At 77.3% G+C, this 18,510-nt stretch carries 2 protein-coding genes; both read right to left on the bottom strand.

Going from position 1 to position 18,510, the window contains the following annotated elements; all coding sequences use genetic code 11:
• Window positions 1-58: 58 nt before the first annotated feature.
• Entirely contained in the window at window positions 59-10,600 is a 10,542-nt protein-coding gene (locus ACFYNX_RS11440) for an amino acid adenylation domain-containing protein (RefSeq protein ID WP_388660259.1), read from the bottom strand.
• Window positions 10,597-18,483 (bottom strand): amino acid adenylation domain-containing protein, encoded by a 7,887-nt coding sequence (locus ACFYNX_RS11435; protein ID WP_388660256.1) that lies wholly within the window; start codon window positions 18,481-18,483, stop codon window positions 10,597-10,599. The genes ACFYNX_RS11440 and ACFYNX_RS11435 overlap by 4 nt, the downstream gene beginning before the upstream one ends.
• Between the last annotated feature and the right edge of the window lie 27 nt (window positions 18,484-18,510).

Here is an 18,510-nt window from a genome sequence, read left to right as displayed (position 1 = left end):
GGGGGGGGGGGGGGGGCCCCCCCCGCCCGCCCCCCCCCCCCCCCGGCCGGTCAGCGGGTCATCCGCCGGATCCGGCAGGGCCCGCCGCGTCGGCGAGCGCCCGCGCGAGCCGGTCCGCGAGGACCGCGCTGTGCGGCGGGTCCACCAGCGTGTGGTGGTTGCCGGGGATCCGGATCCCGTGCACGGCGCTCGCCCGCGCCCGCCAGGGGCCCGGGTCCACCAGCGCGGTGGCGAGGTCGGCGTGCACCTCGTCCACCGTGAACAGGTGGACCGGCGCGTCCAGGACCGCCCCGGTGCGGTACGCGGCGGCCGCGACGCCGTTGGCCGAGGCGACCCGCAGCATCCGGCGCAGCGCCTGCGGGGCGCCGTGCCTCGGGAGGCTGCCGTTCTCGCGGCCCTTGCGGACCAGGGCGTCGAGCAGGGCCTCCTCGTCGAGCGCGCGGGCCTGGTCGGCGTCGAGGCCGGCCGCGAGCCCGTGGCGCAGCAGGTCGTCGTCCCCGGCGTCCGGCACGGCCCCGGCACGCGGGCCGGGAGCGGCCGAGTCGATCAGGCCGAGGAAGGCGACCCGCTCGCCGGCGGCCTCCAGCCGGGCCGCGACCTCGAAGGCCACGGTCCCGCCGAACGACCAGCCCGCCAGCAGGTACGGGCCGGAGGGCACCTCCGCGCGGATCTCCGCGAGGTACCGCTCCGCCATGGCGGACACCTCCTCGAGCGGCGTCTCGTCGGTGTCGCAGCCCACCGCCGTCACGCCGAGCACCCGCCGGGGGCCGTCGGAGGTCGCCGCCAGCTCCCGGACCAGGTTCAGGTAGCAGACGACATCGCCACCGCGCGGGTGGAACAGGATCAGCGGGGGACGGTCGTCGCCGCCGTCGGAGAGCGGCACCACGAGCCGTCCGGACGCGGCGGCCGCCTCCGGCAGCGCCTCGCACAGCAGCTCCACCGTCGGCCTGCGGAAGACCAGGCTCAGCGGGAGGTCCACCCCGAACTCGGCGCGCACGGACGCCATCAGTTCGAGCGCCTTCAGCGAGTGGCCGCCCAGGGCGAAGAAGTCGTCCCGGACGCCCACCGGTCCGGTGCCGAGCACCCCTTCCCAGAGGCGGGCCATCCGCAGTTCGGCCGCGTCGCGCGGGGCCACCGGCGGCGCGTCGCCCGGGCGGGCGGCGCCCGGCGCCACCGCGGGCAGGGCCCGGCGGTCGAGCTTGCCGTTCGGGGTGAGCGGCAGCCGCTCCAGCGGGACCAGGACGCCGGGCACCATCGGGGCCGGCAGCTCCTCGCGCAGGAAGTCGCGCAGGGCCGCGGGATCGCCGTCCCCGTCGCGCCAGACCACGTAGCCGACGAGGAAGGCGTCCACCCCCCGCCCCCGCACGGCGACGGCGGCCGCCGCGACCTCGGGGCGGCGGACGAGCGCCGCCTCGATCTCGCCCGGCTCGATGCGGTGGCCGCGCACCTTCACCTGGCTGTCCGCCCGGCCCCGGTACTCCAGGCCGCCGTCGGGCAGCCTGCGCACCAGGTCGCCGGTCCGGTACAGCCGGCCGCCCGCGTCGAACGGGTCGGCGACGAACCGCTCGGCGGTCAGGGCGGGCCGCCCGTGGTAGCCGCGGGCCACCCCGTCGCCGCCGATGTACAGCTCGCCGAACACGCCCACAGGCAGCGGCCGCAGCCGTCCGTCGAGCACGTGCAGCCGGGTGTTGGCGAGCGCCCCGCCGATCGGCACCGGCCCGTCGGGGTCCCCGGTGCGCAGGTGGTGCGCGGTCGACCAGACGGTCGTCTCGGTCGGCCCGTACACGTTCCAGACGGTGCCCAGGGCGGACCGCATCCGGGCGGCCAGGGCCGTCGGCAGCGCCTCGCCGCCGCACAGGGCGCGCACCCCGGGGCTCTCCCAGCCGGCCTCCATGAGCAGGTGCCAGGTGGCGGGCGTGGCCTGGACGACGGTGGCCCCGGCCGAGTCCAGCTCCTTGGCGAGGAGCCTGCCGTCCCTGGCCGTCTCGCGGTCGACGACCCGTACGCCCGCCCCGCAGGTCAGCGGCACCAGCAGCTCCAGTACGGCGATGTCGAAGGAGGCGGTGGTGACGGCGGCGACGACGTCGCCGGGACCCGTCCCCAGCCGGGCCACCATGTCGTGGGAGAAGTTGGCGAGGGCCCGGTGCGGCACCATGACGCCCTTGGGGCGTCCGGTCGAGCCGGACGTGTACAGGACGTAGGCCAGGTCCTCCGGGTGGACCGCGACCGGCTCCGGGACGCCGGCCGGCGGACGGTCGTCGACCAGCGCGGCGACGTCCAGGACCCGCACCGGGCCGTCGGCCCCGGGCGTGTCCTCCGCGCCGCCGGAGGCGATGAGCAGGTGCGCGCCGCTGTCCGCCAGCATGTGGCCGATCCGCTCGGCCGGGTAGGCGGGGTCGACCGGCACGTACCGGGCGCCGCTGCGCAGGACGCCGAGCAGGGCGACCGGCAGCAGCACCGACCGGTCCACGCCCACGGCGACCGCCGTGCCGGGGCCCGCGCCGAGCGCGGCCAGTCGGCCGGCCACCCGGCCCGAAAGCTCCCACAGACCGGCGTAGTCGAGCCTGCGGCGCCCGTCGTCGACGGCCGTCGCGTGCGGGGTGCGCACGGCCTGCTCCCCGATCCGTACGTGCAGCGGCGCGTCGGGCACCGGCTCGGCGGTGTCGTTCCAGCGGGCGGCGGCCTCCGCCTCCCGTCCGGCCGGCAGCAGCGGCAGCGCGCCGACGCGGGTGCCGGGCGCCGTGACGGCCGCCGACAACAGTTCGAGCAGGGCCGCCGCCAGCCGGGCGACGCTCGGCCGTTCGAAGAGGTCGGTGGCGAACACGGCCTCGCCGCGCAGCTCGCCCGCCTCCTCCGTGAAGTACAGCGACAGGTCGAACTTCGAGGCTGAGCTGTCCAGTTCGAGGGCCTCGGCGTCGAGCCCCGCCGGGAGGCGCGGCGACACCGGCTCCTCGTTGAGGACCAGCATCACCTGGAACAGCGGGTTGCGGCTGAGGTCGCGCTCCGGGCGCAGCTCCTCCACCAGCCGCTCGAACGGCACCTCCTGGTGGGCGTAGGCCTCCAGCGCCGTGTCCCGGGCCCGGGACACCAGATCGGCGAAGGCGGGGTCGTCGGAGAGGTCGGCGCGCAGGACGAGGTTGTTGACGAAGAAGCCCACCAGCGGCTCCAGTTCGTCCCGGTCCCGGCCCGCCACGGGCGAGCCGACGGCGACGTCGTCCGTACCGGCCCAGCGGCCGAGCAGCGCCTGGACACCGGCCAGCAGCACCATGAACAGGGTCGCCTCACGGTCCCGGCCGAGCGCGCGCAGCCGCTCGACCAGCGGCGCGGGCACCGTGAACGAGTGCCGGTCACCGCGCCCGGAAGGGGGGGCGGGGCGCGGGCGGTCCGTGGGCAGGTCGAGCGGGGCGAGCCCCGCCAGGCGGTCGCGCCAGTGACCGAGCTGCCGCTCCAGCGTTTCGCCGGTCAGCCGCTCGCGCTGCCAGGCGGCGAAGTCGCGGTAGGAGACGGCGAGTTCGGCGAGCGGCTCGGCGCCGTCCTCGGTCCGCGCCCGGTAGCAGGCGAAGAAGTCCCGCCAGAACACCCCGGCCGACCACCCGTCGAAGGCGGCGTGGTGGGCGACCACCACGAGCAGGTGCTCGCGCGGCGCGGTCCGGACCAGCCGGGCGCGCACCAGGGGGGCGCGGGACAGGTCGAAGGGCAGGGCGGCGTCCGCCTCCGCCAGCTCCCGCGCCCGCCCGTCGGCCGTCGCCGGATCGCCGGACAGGTCCGTGAAGACCGGCTCGAACACGTCGGCCGGCTCGGTCACCAGGACCGCGGCCCCCTCGGGCCCGTCCTCCTCGACGCGGGAGCGCAGCACCCCGTGCCGGACGACCACGTCCCGCAGGGCGTCCAGGACGGCCCGCGCGTCGAGCGCCCCGGACAGGCGCAGCGCACCGGGCATGTTGTAGTCGGGGCGCCCCGGCTGGAGCCGGTCGAGGAGCCACAGCCGCTGCTGGCCGAAGGAGAGCGGCGAAGGACCCGGCGGCAGAAGGGGAATGGCGGGCTGCTCGTCCGCGCCGAGCGAGGCCAGGGCCCGCGCGAAGTCCTCGGCGACCGGATGGCGGAACAGGGACCGCATCGGGACGTCCAGGCCGAGCAGCCCGCGCAGCCGGGACACCACCCGGGTGGCCTTCAGGGAGTGGCCGCCCCGCTCGAAGAAGTGGTCCCGCACGCCGACCGGGCCGTCACCGAGGACCTCCTCCCAGACCTCCGCGACCGTCCGCTCCAGCGCCGTGCGCGGTGCGGCGTACGCGCGTCCGGTGCCGTCCGCGCCCGGCGCGGGCGCGGGCAGCGCCCTGCGGTCCGTCTTGCCGTTGGGCGTCAGCGGCAGCGCGTCGAGCACCACGACCGACGACGGCACCAGCGCGGCCGGCAGCGTCGCGCGCACCGTGTCCGACACCTCCGCCGTACCGCCGGACGGGGCGCCGTCCGCGTGCCACTCCACGTAGGCGACCAGGGCGCGGTCGGCGCCCTCGCCGTGCGCGGCCACCGCCGTGCGGGCCACGGCCGGATGCCGCAGCACGGCGGCCTCCACCTCGCCCAGCTCCACGCGGTGCCCGCGCACCTTCACCTGGTTGTCGCGCCGGCCGTGGAACTCCAGCACCCCGTCGGCCCGCAGCCGGGCCAGGTCGCCCGTCCGGTACATGCGGCTGCCGGGCGGACCGTACGGGTCGGGGACGTAGGCGGCGGCGGTGCGGCCGGGGTCGCCGAGATAGCCGCGGGCCACGCCCCGCCCGGCGATGAACAGCTCGCCGATCGCCCCGGCCGGGAGCAGCTCCAGGCGCGGACCGAGGACGCGCACCCGGGCGCCGGGCAGCGGCCTGCCGATCGGGACCCGTCCGCGCGCCACGTCCTCGTCCGTGACGACGTGGTACGTCGTGGTGTTGGTGCACTCGGTGGGCCCGTACTGGTTGACGAGCCGCAGTCGTCCCGGGGCGCCGAGCGCCCGGGCCGCGTCGGCGAGCGGCGCGGTGAGCGCCTCGCCGGTGGTCAGCACCAGCCGCAGGTCGGCGGACGGTCCGGGGGACGCGGCCACGACCAGGGCGAGCATCGACGGGACGACGGACAGCACCGCCGTGACCCGCTCGGCACGCAGCAGACGCGCCAGCGCGTCCGGGTCGTCCGCCTCGTCGCCGGTGGCCAGCACGACGCGGCCGCCCGTCGACAGCGGGGCGAACAGGTCGCGCACCGACGGGTCGAAGGTGAGCGCGGTCCGCGCGAGGACGGTGTCCTCCTCGCCCAGGCCGAACGTGCCGGTCAGCGCGGCCAGGTAGCCGGTGATCGCGGCGTGCGGCACCGCGACGCCCTTCGGACGCCCGGTGGAGCCCGAGGTGTACAGCAGATAGGCGAGGTCCCCGGGACCGGCCGCGGCGGGCAGGGGCGTGTCCGGCAGCGCGTCGATCAGCGCCCGGTCCCGCTCCAGGTCCAGCACCGCCACGCCGTCCGGGACGGGGCCCGACGGACCGTCCGCGACGGAACCGGAAGGGCCGTCCGCGACGGGGCCGGGAGAACCGTCCGTCACCACCACCCGCGCCGCGCTGTCGGTGAGCACCGTACGGACGCGTTCGGCCGGCTGGTCGGGGTTCACCGGTACGTACGCCGCGCCCGCCTTCAGGGCGGCCAGGACGGCGACGACCGTACGGGTGCCGCGCCCGGTCGCCACGGCGACCGTCGCCCCCGGGGCGGCGCCCAGCTCCCGCAGCCGCCGGGCGAGCCGGTTGGCGGCGGCGTCCAGCTCCGCGTACGTGGTGTCGTGCCCCCCGCAGGTCACGGCGACCGCGCCGGGCCGGCGCCGGGCCTGCTCCTCGACCAGGGCGTGCAGGGTCGCCGCCCGGGCGGGGAACTTCCGCGCGCCGGGCGCGTCCGCGCCGAGCAGCGCGGCGCGCTCCTCCGGCGGCAGCACCTCCAGGCGGGACAGGGGGGCGTCCGGGTCGGCCGCCGCGGAGCGCAGCAGCCGCGCGTAGTGCCCGGCGAAGCGCTCCATCGTGGCGTGGTCGAACAGGTCGGACGCGTAGCTCAGGGTGCCGGTGAGACCGTTCGGGTGCTCGGTGAGGGCGAGGCTCAGGTCGAACTTGGCCGTGCCGTTCGCCGTGTCGAGGGAGGTGGTGCGGATCCCGTCCAGGGGCAGCGCGTCCAACTGGTCGGGGTGGAGCTGGAAGAGGACGTCGAAGAGCGGGTTGCGGCTCAGGTCGCGCTCCGGGCGCAGCTCCTCCACCAGCCGGTCGAAGGGCACGTCCTGGTGCTCGAAGGCGGCCAGCGCCGTCTCCCGCACCCGCCGCACGGCCTCGCCGAACGCCGGGTCGCCGGACAGGTCGGTGCGCAGCACCAGCGTGTTGACGAAGAAGCCGACGAGCGGCTCCAGCTCGGTGCGGTCCCGGCCCGCGACGGGGGAGCCGACGGCGAGGTCGTACTGCCCGGTCCACCGGATCAGCAGGGACTGGAAACCGGCGAGCAGCACCATGAACAGCGTCGCCCCGCGCTCGCGGGCGAGGACGCCGAGCCGCTCGGCGAGTTCGGCCGGCAGTTCGAAGGCGAGCGACCCGCCCGCGCCGGTCCGGACGTGCGGCCGCGGCCGGTCCGTGGGCAGCTCGAGGGAGGGCAGGTCCGCGAGCCGCTCGCGCCAGTGGGCGATGCCGCGGTCGGCCGCCCCCTCGGCCAGCCGGCGCTGCTGCCAGTGGGCGTAGTCGCCGTACTGGACGGGCAGCGCGGGCGGTACGGGCCGCTCGCCGCGCCGCAGGGCTGCGTAGGCGTCCGACAGCTCCCGCCACAGCACCGGCATCGACCAGCCGTCGCCCACCGTGTGGTGCAGGACCAGGACGAGCAGGTGCTCCTCGGCGGCCACGCGGACCAGGCGGGCCCGCAGCAGGGGCGCCCGGGTCAGGTCGAACGGGGCGGCGGCGTCGCCGTGGGCCAGGCCGAGGGCCCGGGAGCGCGCCTCCTCCCGCGGCAGCCCGTCGAGATCGGTCACGACCGGCACGAACACCCCGGCCGGCTCCACGTGCTGGACGGGCCCGTCCGGGCCCTCGGTCAGCCGCGAGCGCAGGACCTCGTGCCGGACGACCACGCCGCGCAGGGCGTCGAGCAGCGCGTCGGCGTCGAGCGCGCCCTCCAGGCGGACGGCGACGGGGATGTTGTAGTCGGGGCGGCCCGGCTGGAGCTGGTCGAGGAACCACAGGCGCTGCTGGGCGAAGGACAGCGGCGCCGTGGAGCCGGCGGGACGCGGGACGACCCGGTCGGCGGCGGCGCCCGGCGCGTCGGCGCGCAGCGCGTCCAGGACGGTCGCGAACCGTTCGAGCACCGGGTGCTCGAACAGCAGCCGCAGCGGCACCTCGGTGCCGAGCCGCACGCCGAGGCGGGACACCGCCCGGGTGGCGCGCAGGGAGTGGCCGCCCAGGGCGAAGAAGTCGTCGTGGCGGCCGACGCGTTCGGCGCCGAGCACCTCGCCCCACACCTCGGAGACGAGCCGCTCGGTGGCGCCCTCCGGCTCCTCGAACCGCGCCCGGCTCACCGCCGGCCCGTCGGGGGCGGGGAGGGCGCGCCGGTCGAGCTTGCCGTTCGGCGTCGTCGGCAGGCCGGGCACCGGCACGATCGCGGCGGGCAGCATGTAGGCCGGCAGCCGCTCCGCGAGGGCGCGGTGCAGCGCGTCCGGGGCGGCGTCGGCGCCGGGGGCGGCCACCACGTACGCGACCAGGCGCGGCTCGCCCGGGGTGTCCTCGCGGACGACGACGGCGGCGCGGCCCACGCCCGGGCACCGGGTCAGCTCCGCCTCGACCTCGCCCGGCTCGATGCGGAAGCCGCGGATCTTCACCTGCTGGTCGGCGCGGCCCAGGTAGTCGACGGTGCCGTCGGGGCGCCGCCGGGCCAGGTCCCCGGTGCGGTACATGCGCGCCCCGGGCGGCCCGTAGGGGTCGACGGCGAACCGCTCCGCGGTCAGCCCCGGCCGGCCCAGGTAGCCGCGGGCGACACCGCTGCCGCCGACGCACAGTTCGCCGACCGCGCCCTCCGGCACCGGACGTCCGCGCCCGTCGAGCACGTACAGCCGGGTGTCGTCCAGGGCCGAGCCGATCGGCACCCGGCCCCCGACCGTCCCGCCGTCCCGGGGGTCCACCCGGTGGGCGGTGGCGAACGTCGTCGTCTCGGTGGGGCCGTAGGCGTTGACCAGGACGGTGTCCGGAGCCGCCGCCAGGGCCCGGCGGAAGGACGCGGCGCTCGCGGCCTCGCCGCCGGTCCACACCTCCCGCAGCTCGGTGAGCAGTTCCACCCGCTCCTCGACGACCAGGTCGAACAGGGCCGCCGTCAGGAACAGCGCGGTGATCCGGTGCTCGCGCACCAGCCGGGCGAGGGCGTCGGCGCCGATCCGGCCGGGCGGCGCCATCACCACCGTGCCGCCGGTCAGGAGCGGCGTCCACACCTCGTAGGTGGAGGCGTCGAAGGCGAGCGGGGAGTGGGCGAGGACCCGGCGGTGGGCCGTGCCGAACGCGGAGTCGCGGGCGAGGGCCGCGATGTTGGCCCCGGTGACGCCGATGCCCTTGGGCTCGCCCGTCGACCCGGAGGTGTACATGACGTAGGCGAGCCGGTCGGGCGCGCACGGCACCGCGCCGCCCGGGGGGACCGCCCCGCCGCGCCGGTCCTCGGTCGCGTCGAGCACCGGTACGGGGGAGCCCGTGGCGGCCTCGTGCCCGGCCAGGGACGGATCGGTGAGCAGCAGGCGGGCGCCGGTGCTCTCCAGCATCCAGTGCAGGCGCCGCACGGGGAAGGCCGGGTTGAGCGGCACGTAGGCCCCGCCCGCCTTCAGCACCGCCAGCATCGCGACCGGGACGTGCACGGAGCGCTCCATGAGCAGCGCCACCGGCGTCTCCGGGCCCACCCCGCCGGCCCGCAGCCGCGCCGCCAGCGCGTCCGAGCGGGCGTCGAGCTCGGCGTAGCTGAGCAGGTCGGCGCCGCAGACCACGGCCGTCGCGCCGGGGGAGCGGCGGGCCCGGTCGGCGAACAGGCCGACGGGCGTGGCCGGGGCCAGGTCGGTCCGTACGGGGCCGTGGCCGCCGGCGACGATCCGGGCGGCGGCCCCGGCGTCCGGCAGCAGCTCCGCGAGCGGCCGGTCGGGGTCCTCCACCGCCGAGACCAGCAGCTCCAGGTAGTGCCCGAGCAGGAGTTCGGCGGTGGCCGGGTCGAACAGGTCGGTGTCGGCCACGAGCGAGCCGGTGCAGCGGTCGACCCCCTCGGAGACGAACACGCTCAGGTCGAACAGGGACGCGCCGAAGTCGCACGGCACCCGCTCGACCGACACCCCCGGCAGCCGCAGCGCCGCCGTCTCCTCGCTCGCGGCGGCGAACATCACCTGCACCAGCGGGTTCATGTCGCCGGACCGCTCGGGGTTCAGGTGCTCCACCAACCGGTCGAACGGCACCTCCTGGCGGTCGTAGGCGTCCAGCGACACCCGGCGGACCCGGCCCAGCAGCTCGCGGAAGCCGATGTCGCCCGACAGGTCGGTGCGCAGCACCAGCGTGTTCACGAAGAAGCCGATCAGCGGCTCCAGTTCGACGCGGTCCCGGCCCGCGACCGGCGTGCCGACCGCGATGTCCGTACGGCCCGAGACCCGGGCCAGGACCGCCTGGAAGGCGGCGAGCAGCGTCATGAAGAGGGTGACCCCGCGCGCCTCGGCCAGGCGCCGCAGCCGGTCGGTGAGCTCCTGGTCGAGCGTGAACTCCAGGGTGTGCCCGGCGCCGCTCCGCCGGGTCGGCCGCGGCCGGTCGGCGGGCAGCTCCAGCGGCTCCAGACCGGCCAGCCGCTCCTCCCAGTGCCGGAGGCCGGCGTCCAGGGCGCCGCTCGCCAGGCGCTCCCGCTGGTCGCGGGCGTGGTCCTGGTAGGTGACCGGCAGGGCGGGCCGGTGCGCGGGCACGTCCCGCAGCAGGGCCGTGTAGCCCTCGGACAGCTCCTTCCACAGCAGCGACATGGACCAGCCGTCGGTCGCGACGTGGTGGACCACGAGCACCAGCACGTGGTCCTCCGCCCCGAGGCGGATCAGCAGGGCGCGCAGCAGCGGCCCGGCGGACAGGTCGAACGGGCGGCGCGCCTCCTCCCGCGCCAGGTCCAGGGCCCGTGCCACGGCGTCCGGCGCCCCGGCGCCGTCACCGGCCGTGCCCAGGTCGAGCAGGGCCAGCGGCACCTCGTCCGGGGCCGGCAGCACGACCGGCACCGGCTGCCCGTCCCGCTCCTCGAACACCGTCCGCAGCGGCGCGTGCCGCTCCACGACCCCGGTCAGGCTCCGCCGCAGCAGATCCCGGCGCAGCGGGCCGCGCAGCCGTACGACCTCCGGTATCGCGTAGCCGGGCGCGCCGCCCCGCATCCGGTCCACCAGCCACATGCGCTCCTGTGCGAACGAGGCGACGGGCCCGGCGGCCGGACCGGCCCCGGTCGTCCGCGGCGCGTCCGCGGCGGGCGCGGGCGTCCCGTCCGCGCCGGCCGTCGTCCGCGCCAGGGCGGACCGCACCCGGCGGCGCATCAGCTCGCGGGCGGCGGCCGACCGGTCGGCGGCGCCCGGTGTGCTCTCCTGGATGGTCACGAGGTCTCTCCCTGCGGTGCGTGGGCCACGAAGGACGTGGGGGACGTGCTTGCGGTGGTGGACGAGGGGGTCAGTGCGTCGTCCGCCGTCGAGGCGGCGATGTCGGCGAGGAGGGCGGTCTCCACCGCCGCGGCCAGCGCGGCGACGGTCCGCTGTTCGAACAGCGTGTGCAGCGGCAGTTCCAGCGCCAGCGCCTGGCGCAGCCGCGCCGCGACCCGGGTGGCGCTCAGCGAGTGGCCGCCGAGGGCGAAGAAGTCGTCGTGGCGTCCGACGCCCCCGACCCCGAGGACCGCGCACCACACGGCCGCGACCAGCTCCTCGATCTCGCCGTCCGGCGGTTCGTGTCCGGCGGGCGCGGCGGCCGGCGCCGGCAGGGCCCTGCGGTCGAGCTTGCCGTTCGGCGTGACGGGCAGGCCGTCCACGACGACGACCAGCGGCACCATGTACTCGGGCAGGGCCCGCGCCAGGCCGTCGCGCAGCGCCGCCGGGTCCGGGGCGGCCCCCGGCTCCGGCACGGCGTAGCCGACGAGCCTGCGCTCGCCCGGGACGTCCTCGCGGACGACGACCGCCGCCCGCCCCACTCCGGGCTGCCGGGTCAGCGCGGTCTCGATCTCGCCGAGTTCGATCCGGAAGCCGTGGATCTTCACCTGGTCGTCGGTGCGGCCGAGGTACTCCACCGCGCCGTCCGCCCGCAGCCGCGCGATGTCGCCGGTGCGGTACATCCGCGACCCCGCCGGCCCGAACGGGTCGAGCGGGAAGCGCTCCGCGGTCAGGGCGGGCCGCCGCAGATAACCGCGGGCCAGACCGGCCCCGGCCAGGAACAGCTCGCCCGGGAACCCGACCGGCACGGGCCGGCCCTCCGGATCGAGCACGTACAGCGCGGTGTTCCAGATAGGCCGCCCGATGGGCACCGGGCCCCCGTCCTCGCGGCGGCACTCCCAGTGGGTGACGTCGACGGCCGCCTCGGTGGGCCCGTACAGGTTGTGCAGCGGTACGTCGAGCACGTCGAGGAAGCGGTTCTTCAGCTCCTCGGGCAGCGCCTCGCCGCTGCACACCACCCGGCGCAGCGAACGGCAGCCGGCGGCGGCGGGCTCGGCCGTGAACACGGCGAGCATGGACGGCACGAAGTGCGCGGTGGTGACCGCCTCCTCCTGGATCAGCCGCGCGAGGTAGGCGGGGTCCTTGTGGCCGCCGGGCGCGGCGACGACGAGCGCGGCACCGGTCAGGAGCGGCCAGAAGAACTCCCACACCGACACGTCGAACCCGAACGGCGTCTTCTGCAGCACCCGGTCGTCGGGCCCGAGGCCGTACCGGTCCTGCATCCACAGCAGCCGGTTGACGATCGCGCCGTGCTCGACGACGACGGCCTTGGGACGCCCGGTGGAACCGGAGGTGTAGATGACGTAGGCGGGGTGCGAGGGCAGCGGACCCGAACCGGCGTACGCCACCGGGGCGGCCGTTTCGGCGTGCTCCGCGTCCAGGAGCAGCCGGGGCACCGGCGTCCCGGCCGGGAGGTCCGCGTCGACGCCGGAGGTGGTGAGCAGCAGCACCGGCGCCGCGTCGGACAGCATGAAGGCGATCCGCTCCGCCGGCAGGGACGGGTCGACCGGCAGGTAGGCCGCGCCCGACTTCAGGACGGCGAGCAGTGCCACGACCAGCTCGGTCGACCGGTGCAGCGCGACCGCGACGATCTCCTCCGGGCGCGCGCCCCGGCCCCGCAGCGCGGCGGCCAGCGCCTCCGCGCGGGCGTCGAGCTCGGCGTAGGTCAGCCGCTCGTCCGCGAACACGGTCGCGAGGGCGTCCGGGGTGCGGGCGGCCTGCCGCGCGAACAGCTCCGTGAGCGTGGTGCGCGGCACCGGCACGGCGGTGTCGTTCCCTCCGGCGATCAGCTCGTGCTGCGCGGCGGAGACGACGTCGACCGCGCCGACCGGCGTGTCCGGCTCCTCGGCCACCGCCGTCAGGAGCCGTTCCAGGCCCTCCGCGACGCTCCGCGCGGCGCGCGCGTCGAGGACGTCCGGCCGGTGGTCGAGGTGCAGCCGCAGTCGCTCGCCCGGCAGGACGAGGAGGTTGAGGGTGTAGTGCGTCGCGTCCGTGCCGTCCACGCCGGTGAGCCGCACCCCTCCCGCCAGGTCGCGCATCCGCTCCAGGTCCAGGGGGTAGTTCTCGACGACGACCGCCGTGTCGAACAGGGTGCCGAGCCCGGCCGCGTGCTGGATGTCCGCGAGCCCCAGGTGCTGGTGGTCCATCAGCGGCGCCTGCTCGTCCTGGAAGCGGGCCAGGGCGTCGAGCAGGGTCTCCTCGGCCCGCACCCGGAAGCGCACCGGCAGCGTGTTGATCAGCAGCCCCACCATGTGCTCGATCCCCGCGACCGGCGCGGTGCGCCCGGAGACCGTGCCGCCGAAGACCACGTCCGTACGGGCGGTCAGGCGGGCGAGCAGGATCGCCCACAGGCCCTGGACGACGCTGTTGAGCGTGATGCCCGCCGAGCGGGCCCGCCCGGTGAGCCGGGCCGTCGCCTCCGGGGACAGCTCCACCGTGGTCCGCTCGGGCAGCGCGCCGAGCTTGTTCGGGTCCGCCGAGCCCAGCAGCGTGGGCTCGTCCAGGCCCGCCAGCGCCTCCCGCCAGGCCGCCGTCGCCGCTGCGCGGTCCTGCCCGGCCAGCCAGGCCAGGTGGTCCCGGTAGGGCACCGCCGGCGCGATGGCCGCGCGGGGCGCGGCGCCCGTCAGCTCCGCGTACCCGGCGAGGAGTTCGCGCAGCAGGACGGCGGAGGACCAGCCGTCCCACAGGATGTGGTGGTTGGTCATCAGGAGCCGGTGCCGGTCCTCGTCCGTGCGGACCAGGGTGAAGCGCACCAGCGGCGGCCGCTCCAGGTCGAAGCGGCGGGCCCGGTCGTCGGCGAGGAGCCGGTCGAAGGCGGCGTCGCGTTCCCCCGCCGGGCACGCGGTGAGGTCGACCGGGGTCCACGGGACCTCGACGGCACCGGCGACCACCTGCACGGGCCGGTCGAGCCCCCGGTCGGTGAAGGCCGCCCGCAGGGCGTCGTGCCGGTCGAGGAGGGCGCCGCAGGCCCGCCGCAGGGCGTCCGCGTCGAGCGGACCGTCCAGGGTGAGCACGAGCTGCCCGGTGTACGCGTCCGTGCCCTCGGCGTCGAAGGCCGCGTGGAAGAACAGGCCCTCCTGGAGCGGCGACAGGGGCAGCACGTCGCTCAGCCCCGGGTGGCGGCCGGCGAGGGCGTCCACGTCCGCGCGGGACAGACCGGCCGGCGCGAGGTCCGTCCGGACGGGAGCGGACGCGCGGACGCGGGACGCGGCCAGCAGGCACAGGGCCTCCCGCCAGGCGTCCGCCAGCGCGTCGGCCTCGTCCCGCGCCAGCAGGCCCTCCGGCCAGGTCAGCACGGCGGTGAGCGCCGGACCGGCGGGCCCCTCCACGGCCAGCGCGTCGATCTGGAGGCAGTGGTCGACGGGCATGGCCGGGTCGGCGTGGGCGGCCAGTCCGCCGGTGCCGGGCGCCGGGGTCCAGGGCGCGTCGCCCGCCCCGTCGAACCGGCCCAGGTAGTTGAAGAGCACGCGGGGCTGGGGAAGTCCGGCCAGCTCGCCCGCGGCCGCCGGGTTCAGCCGGCTCAGCAGGCCGTACCCGGTGCCGTGGTCGGGGACCGCGGCCAGACAGCCGTGCACCCGCGCCGCGAGGGCGGCCAGCGCGTCCCCGTCGCCCTCCCGGGCCGCGGCCGCGTCGAGGCCGCGCAGGTCGAGCCGTACCGGGTACTGGGTGGTGAACCAGCCCACCGTGCGCGACAGGTCGTGCCGTCCCGTGCGGTCGGCCCGGCCGTGGCCCTCCAGGTCCAGGAGCAGCGAGTCCGGAGCTCGGGGCGGGGCGACGCGGGGGTGGTGGATGGCCAGGGCGAGTGCCGTGAGGAGCACCTCGGCGGGTCCGGTGCCCAGGGCCGCCGGCACCGACGTCAGGAGCGGCCCGGCCGTCTCCGCCGGAAGGGTCAGCGTGCGGGTGCGGGTGGTGCCGACGGTGTCCCGCACCGGGTCGGGCACCCGGTCCCAGGGCGCGGGCACCCCGGCGCGTTCCGCCCGCGGGGCCTCGTCCCCGGGCGCCGTGTCATCGGCTCCGGACGCGGTGGGCCCGTCCTCCGGGGCCAGGGTCCGACGCCAGTGCGGCAGTTCGGCCAGCACCCCGGGGGAGACGGCCAGCTCCTCCAGGTGGGCGGCCCAGGCGCGGAACGAGGTGCCCGTGTCGTACGGGAGCGGCGCCGGGTCCCGGCCGTCGGCCGCCGCGTCCCAGGCGGCGGCGAGGTCCTCGATCAGGACGCGCCAGGACACGCCGTCCACGGCCAGGTGGTGGACGCACAGCAGCAGCAGGTCCGGCGCCCCGTCGTGTCCCTCCCACCGCACGGCCCGCACCAGCACGCCCCGCGACGGGTCCAGCTCCGCCGCCGCGTCCTCGCCCGCGGTCCGCGCGTCGTAGGGCCCGGCGCCCCGGCGCAGCACCTGCGCGGCGTCGACCGAACCGGGTTCGCCGACCACCAGGGCGGGCCGGCCGTCGGAGCCCTCCACCACCCGCGTCCGCAGCGCCGCGTGGCGGTCGAGGAGCGTCCGCAGGGCGCGGACCAGCCGGGCGTCGTCCGCTCCGGCGGGCAGGGTGAAGGTCATCGACTGGCCGAACCGGCCGATCGGCCCCGGCCCGTCGAGCAGCCACCGCATCACGGGCGTCGCCGCCGACTCCCCGCAGGCCTCGGCCGGCTCCGGCGCGGCGACCGGCGCTCCGGACCCGGTGAGGGGGGCGAGGGCGGCCGGGGTCTTGTGCCGGAAGACGTCGCCCAGGGTGAAGGCGAAACCCTTCCCCCGGGCACGGCTGACCAGGGCGAGGGCGGCGATGCTGTCGCCGCCGAGGGAGAAGAAGTTGTCGTCGGGCGCGACCGCCCGGCCCAGCACCTCGGCGAACAGCCCGCACAGCACCCCTTCGGGCCCGTCGGCCGCCTCCCGTGCCGCTCCCGCCCGCGCCGTCTCCTGCTCCGGGTCCGGCGCGGGCAGCGCCCTGCGGTCGACCTTCCCGCCGGCCGTCAGGGGCAGGGCCGCCAGGGCGACGAAGGTGTGCGGCACCATGTAGGGCGGCAGGAACCGCCCCAGGTGGGCGGTGAGTTCCGCCGGGGCGGCGACCGCGCCGCCGGGCTCCGGCGCGACGAAGGCGACCAGGCGCCGCCCGCCGCCCGGCGCGGGCCGCACGTCGACGGCCGCCTGCCGCACCGAGGGGTGGCGGCCGAGGACGGCCTCGATCTCGCCGAGCTCCACGCGGTAGCCGTTCACCTTGACCTGCCGGTCGATGCGGCCCAGGTACTCCAGGTCGCCCTCCTCCGACCAGCGCACCAGGTCGCCCGTGCGGTACATCCGGGTCCCGGGGACGTCCGAGAACGGGTCGGGCACGAAGCTCCCGGCGGTGAGGCCGGGACGTCCGAAGTACCCGTGCGCCAGACCGGGACCCGCCACGCACAGCTCGCCCGCCGCGCCGGGCGGCAGCAGCCGCAGCCGGGAGTCCACGACGTAGGCGCGGTGGTTGGCCATCGGCCGCCCGATCGGCGGCACCCGGCCGCCGGAACCGGGCGCGCACCGGTGCATCGTCACCTCGACGGTGGCCTCGGTCGGACCGTAGCCGTTCCACACCTCACGGCCCCCGGCCGCCCACCGCGCCACCGCGTCGGCCGACGGCGCCTCGCCGCCGGTGGACAGGAAGCGCAGCGAAGGCACCGCGCCGGGGTCCAGCAGCGGCAGCAGGGCGGACGGCAGGTCGGCGACGGTCACCCCCCGGTCGGCCATCAGCGCCTGCAGCCGGTCCAGGTCCGTCCGCTCCGCGTCGGTGGCGAGCACGAGCATGCCGCCGCTCAGCAGCGCGCCGAACACGTCGAGCACGGACACGTCGAAGGACAGCGCCGCGAAGCCCAGGAACCGCTCGCCCGCCCCCTGCCCGGCGCGGACGCCGGCCACGGCGAGGTGGGCGTGCACGAAGTCGACCGCGGCCGCGTGCGGCACGACGACGCCCTTCGGCTCGCCGGTGCTGCCCGAGGTGAACAGCAGGTACGCGGCGGAGAGCGCCGGCACCACGGTCCGGCCCGGCCCGTGCGGGGCGTCCGCCTCCCGTACCGCCGCCTCGCGCACCGGCACCACGGCGACGTGCTCCGGCAGCACCCCGGCGGTGTCCGCACCGGCGACGACCGCGCCGATCCCGGCCCTGTCCACCACGTGCGCCACGCGCGCCGCGGGCAGCGCCGGGTCCAGGGGCACGTAGCAGCCGCCCGCCTTGAGGACGCCGAGCAGCGCGGCGACCATCGCGGGCGAGCGGCGCACCCGCACGCCGACCGGGCGGCCCGGCTCCGTCAGCGGCCGCAGTCGCCGCGCCACGTCCTCGGCCCAGGCGTCGAGGGCGCCGTAGGTCACCTCCTCGCCGTCGCAGACGACGGCGACGGCGTCGGGGGTCCGCGCGGCCCGCTCCTCGAACAGCTCGTGCAGACAGCGGTCCGCGGGCACGTCGGCGGACCCGCCGTCCGCGAAGGCGGCCAGGCGCCGCTCGTCGTCGGGGGTGAGGATCCCCAGGGAGTCGACGCGGGCCTCCGGCCCGGCCGCGGCCAGGGCGGCGAGGAACCGCGTGAACCGGGCCCGGTGGCGGTGCGCCTCCGCCTCGTCCACCTCGGCCGCGTCCCCCTCGACCTGCACGGTCAGCGGGCTGTCGCCGCCCCGGTCGTAGACGTTGACGGTGAGGTGGTCCACCGGGCCGACCGACAGGTTGTGCGCGGTGGCCGGGGCCCCGGCGAAGTCCAGGCCGTAGTCGAAGGACATCAGGTTGACCGTGGCGCCCCACAGCGGCGCCCCCGCGTGCGCCTCCTCGATGCGGTACCGCTGGTGACGCAGCACCTCCTTGATGCCCGCCGAGGTGCGGCGCACCAGGTCGCCGAGCGGCGTCGCCCCGGTCACGGCCAGGCGCAGCGGCAGGACCCGCGAGAACATGCCGGGCGTGCGGCGGGCCGCGGCCGTGGCCCGCCCGGTCACCGGCAGCCCGAGCACGACGTCCTCCGTGCCGTTCACCCGGTGCAGATAGGCGGCCGCCGCCGCCATGACGAGCGCCGACCAGCGCGTCCCGTACGCCCGGGCCGCCTCGCGCAGCAACCGCGCGTCACCGGCGGGCAGGTCGCCCCGCACCCGTACGACCCCGCTCGTCGGCGCGGCGGGGCCGCCCTCGGCGGGCCGTCCGGCGAAGCCGACCGGGTCGGGCGCGTCCGCGAGCGCGTCCCGCCAGAACGCCCGGTCGGCCTCCCGGGCCCCGGAGGCGAGGTACGCCTCCTCCTCCGCCACGACCTCCCGCCACGGCGCCGCGTCCGACGGCGGCGCGGTCTCCCCGGCGGCCAGCGCCGAGTAGTGCGCGGCGACCCGGCGGGCGAGGAGGAGACCGCTCACGCCGTCGGCGACGATGTGGTGGTAGCCCTGCATCCAGCAGGAGGACGCGGGCCCCGTGCGCACCAGCAACTGCCGGTGCACGTCACCGGTGGCCGGGTCCATCGGCCTGTCCAGCTCGGCCCGCATGCGCGCCTCGGCCGCGGCGAGGGGGTCGGCCTCGCCGCTCACGTCGACGGTCTCGAGCACGAACGGCCGCCGGCCGGCCGGCCGCTGCCGCACCGTCCCGTCCGCCTCCTCGAAGCGCATGCCGAGCACCTCGGTCTCCGCCAGCATCCGGCGCAGCGCCTCCTGGAAGAGGCCGGGGTCCACGGCCCCATGGATCTCCAGGTACTCGCCGATGGCGAAGTCACGGCGCAGGGGGTCCAGCCGCTGGGCGAACCAGACACCGGCCTGCGCCGAGGTCAGGGGCAGCGACCCGTGGTCATCAGTGGACATGGGGCGGGGTCTCCTCGGTTTCGTTCG

Source organism: Streptomyces sp. NPDC007872, assembly GCF_042868165.1.
Taxonomy (GTDB): Bacteria; Actinomycetota; Actinomycetes; order Streptomycetales; family Streptomycetaceae; genus Streptomyces.
Note: the sequence above shows the minus strand (reverse complement) of the source record. Positions and strands in the feature narration are given on the sequence as shown.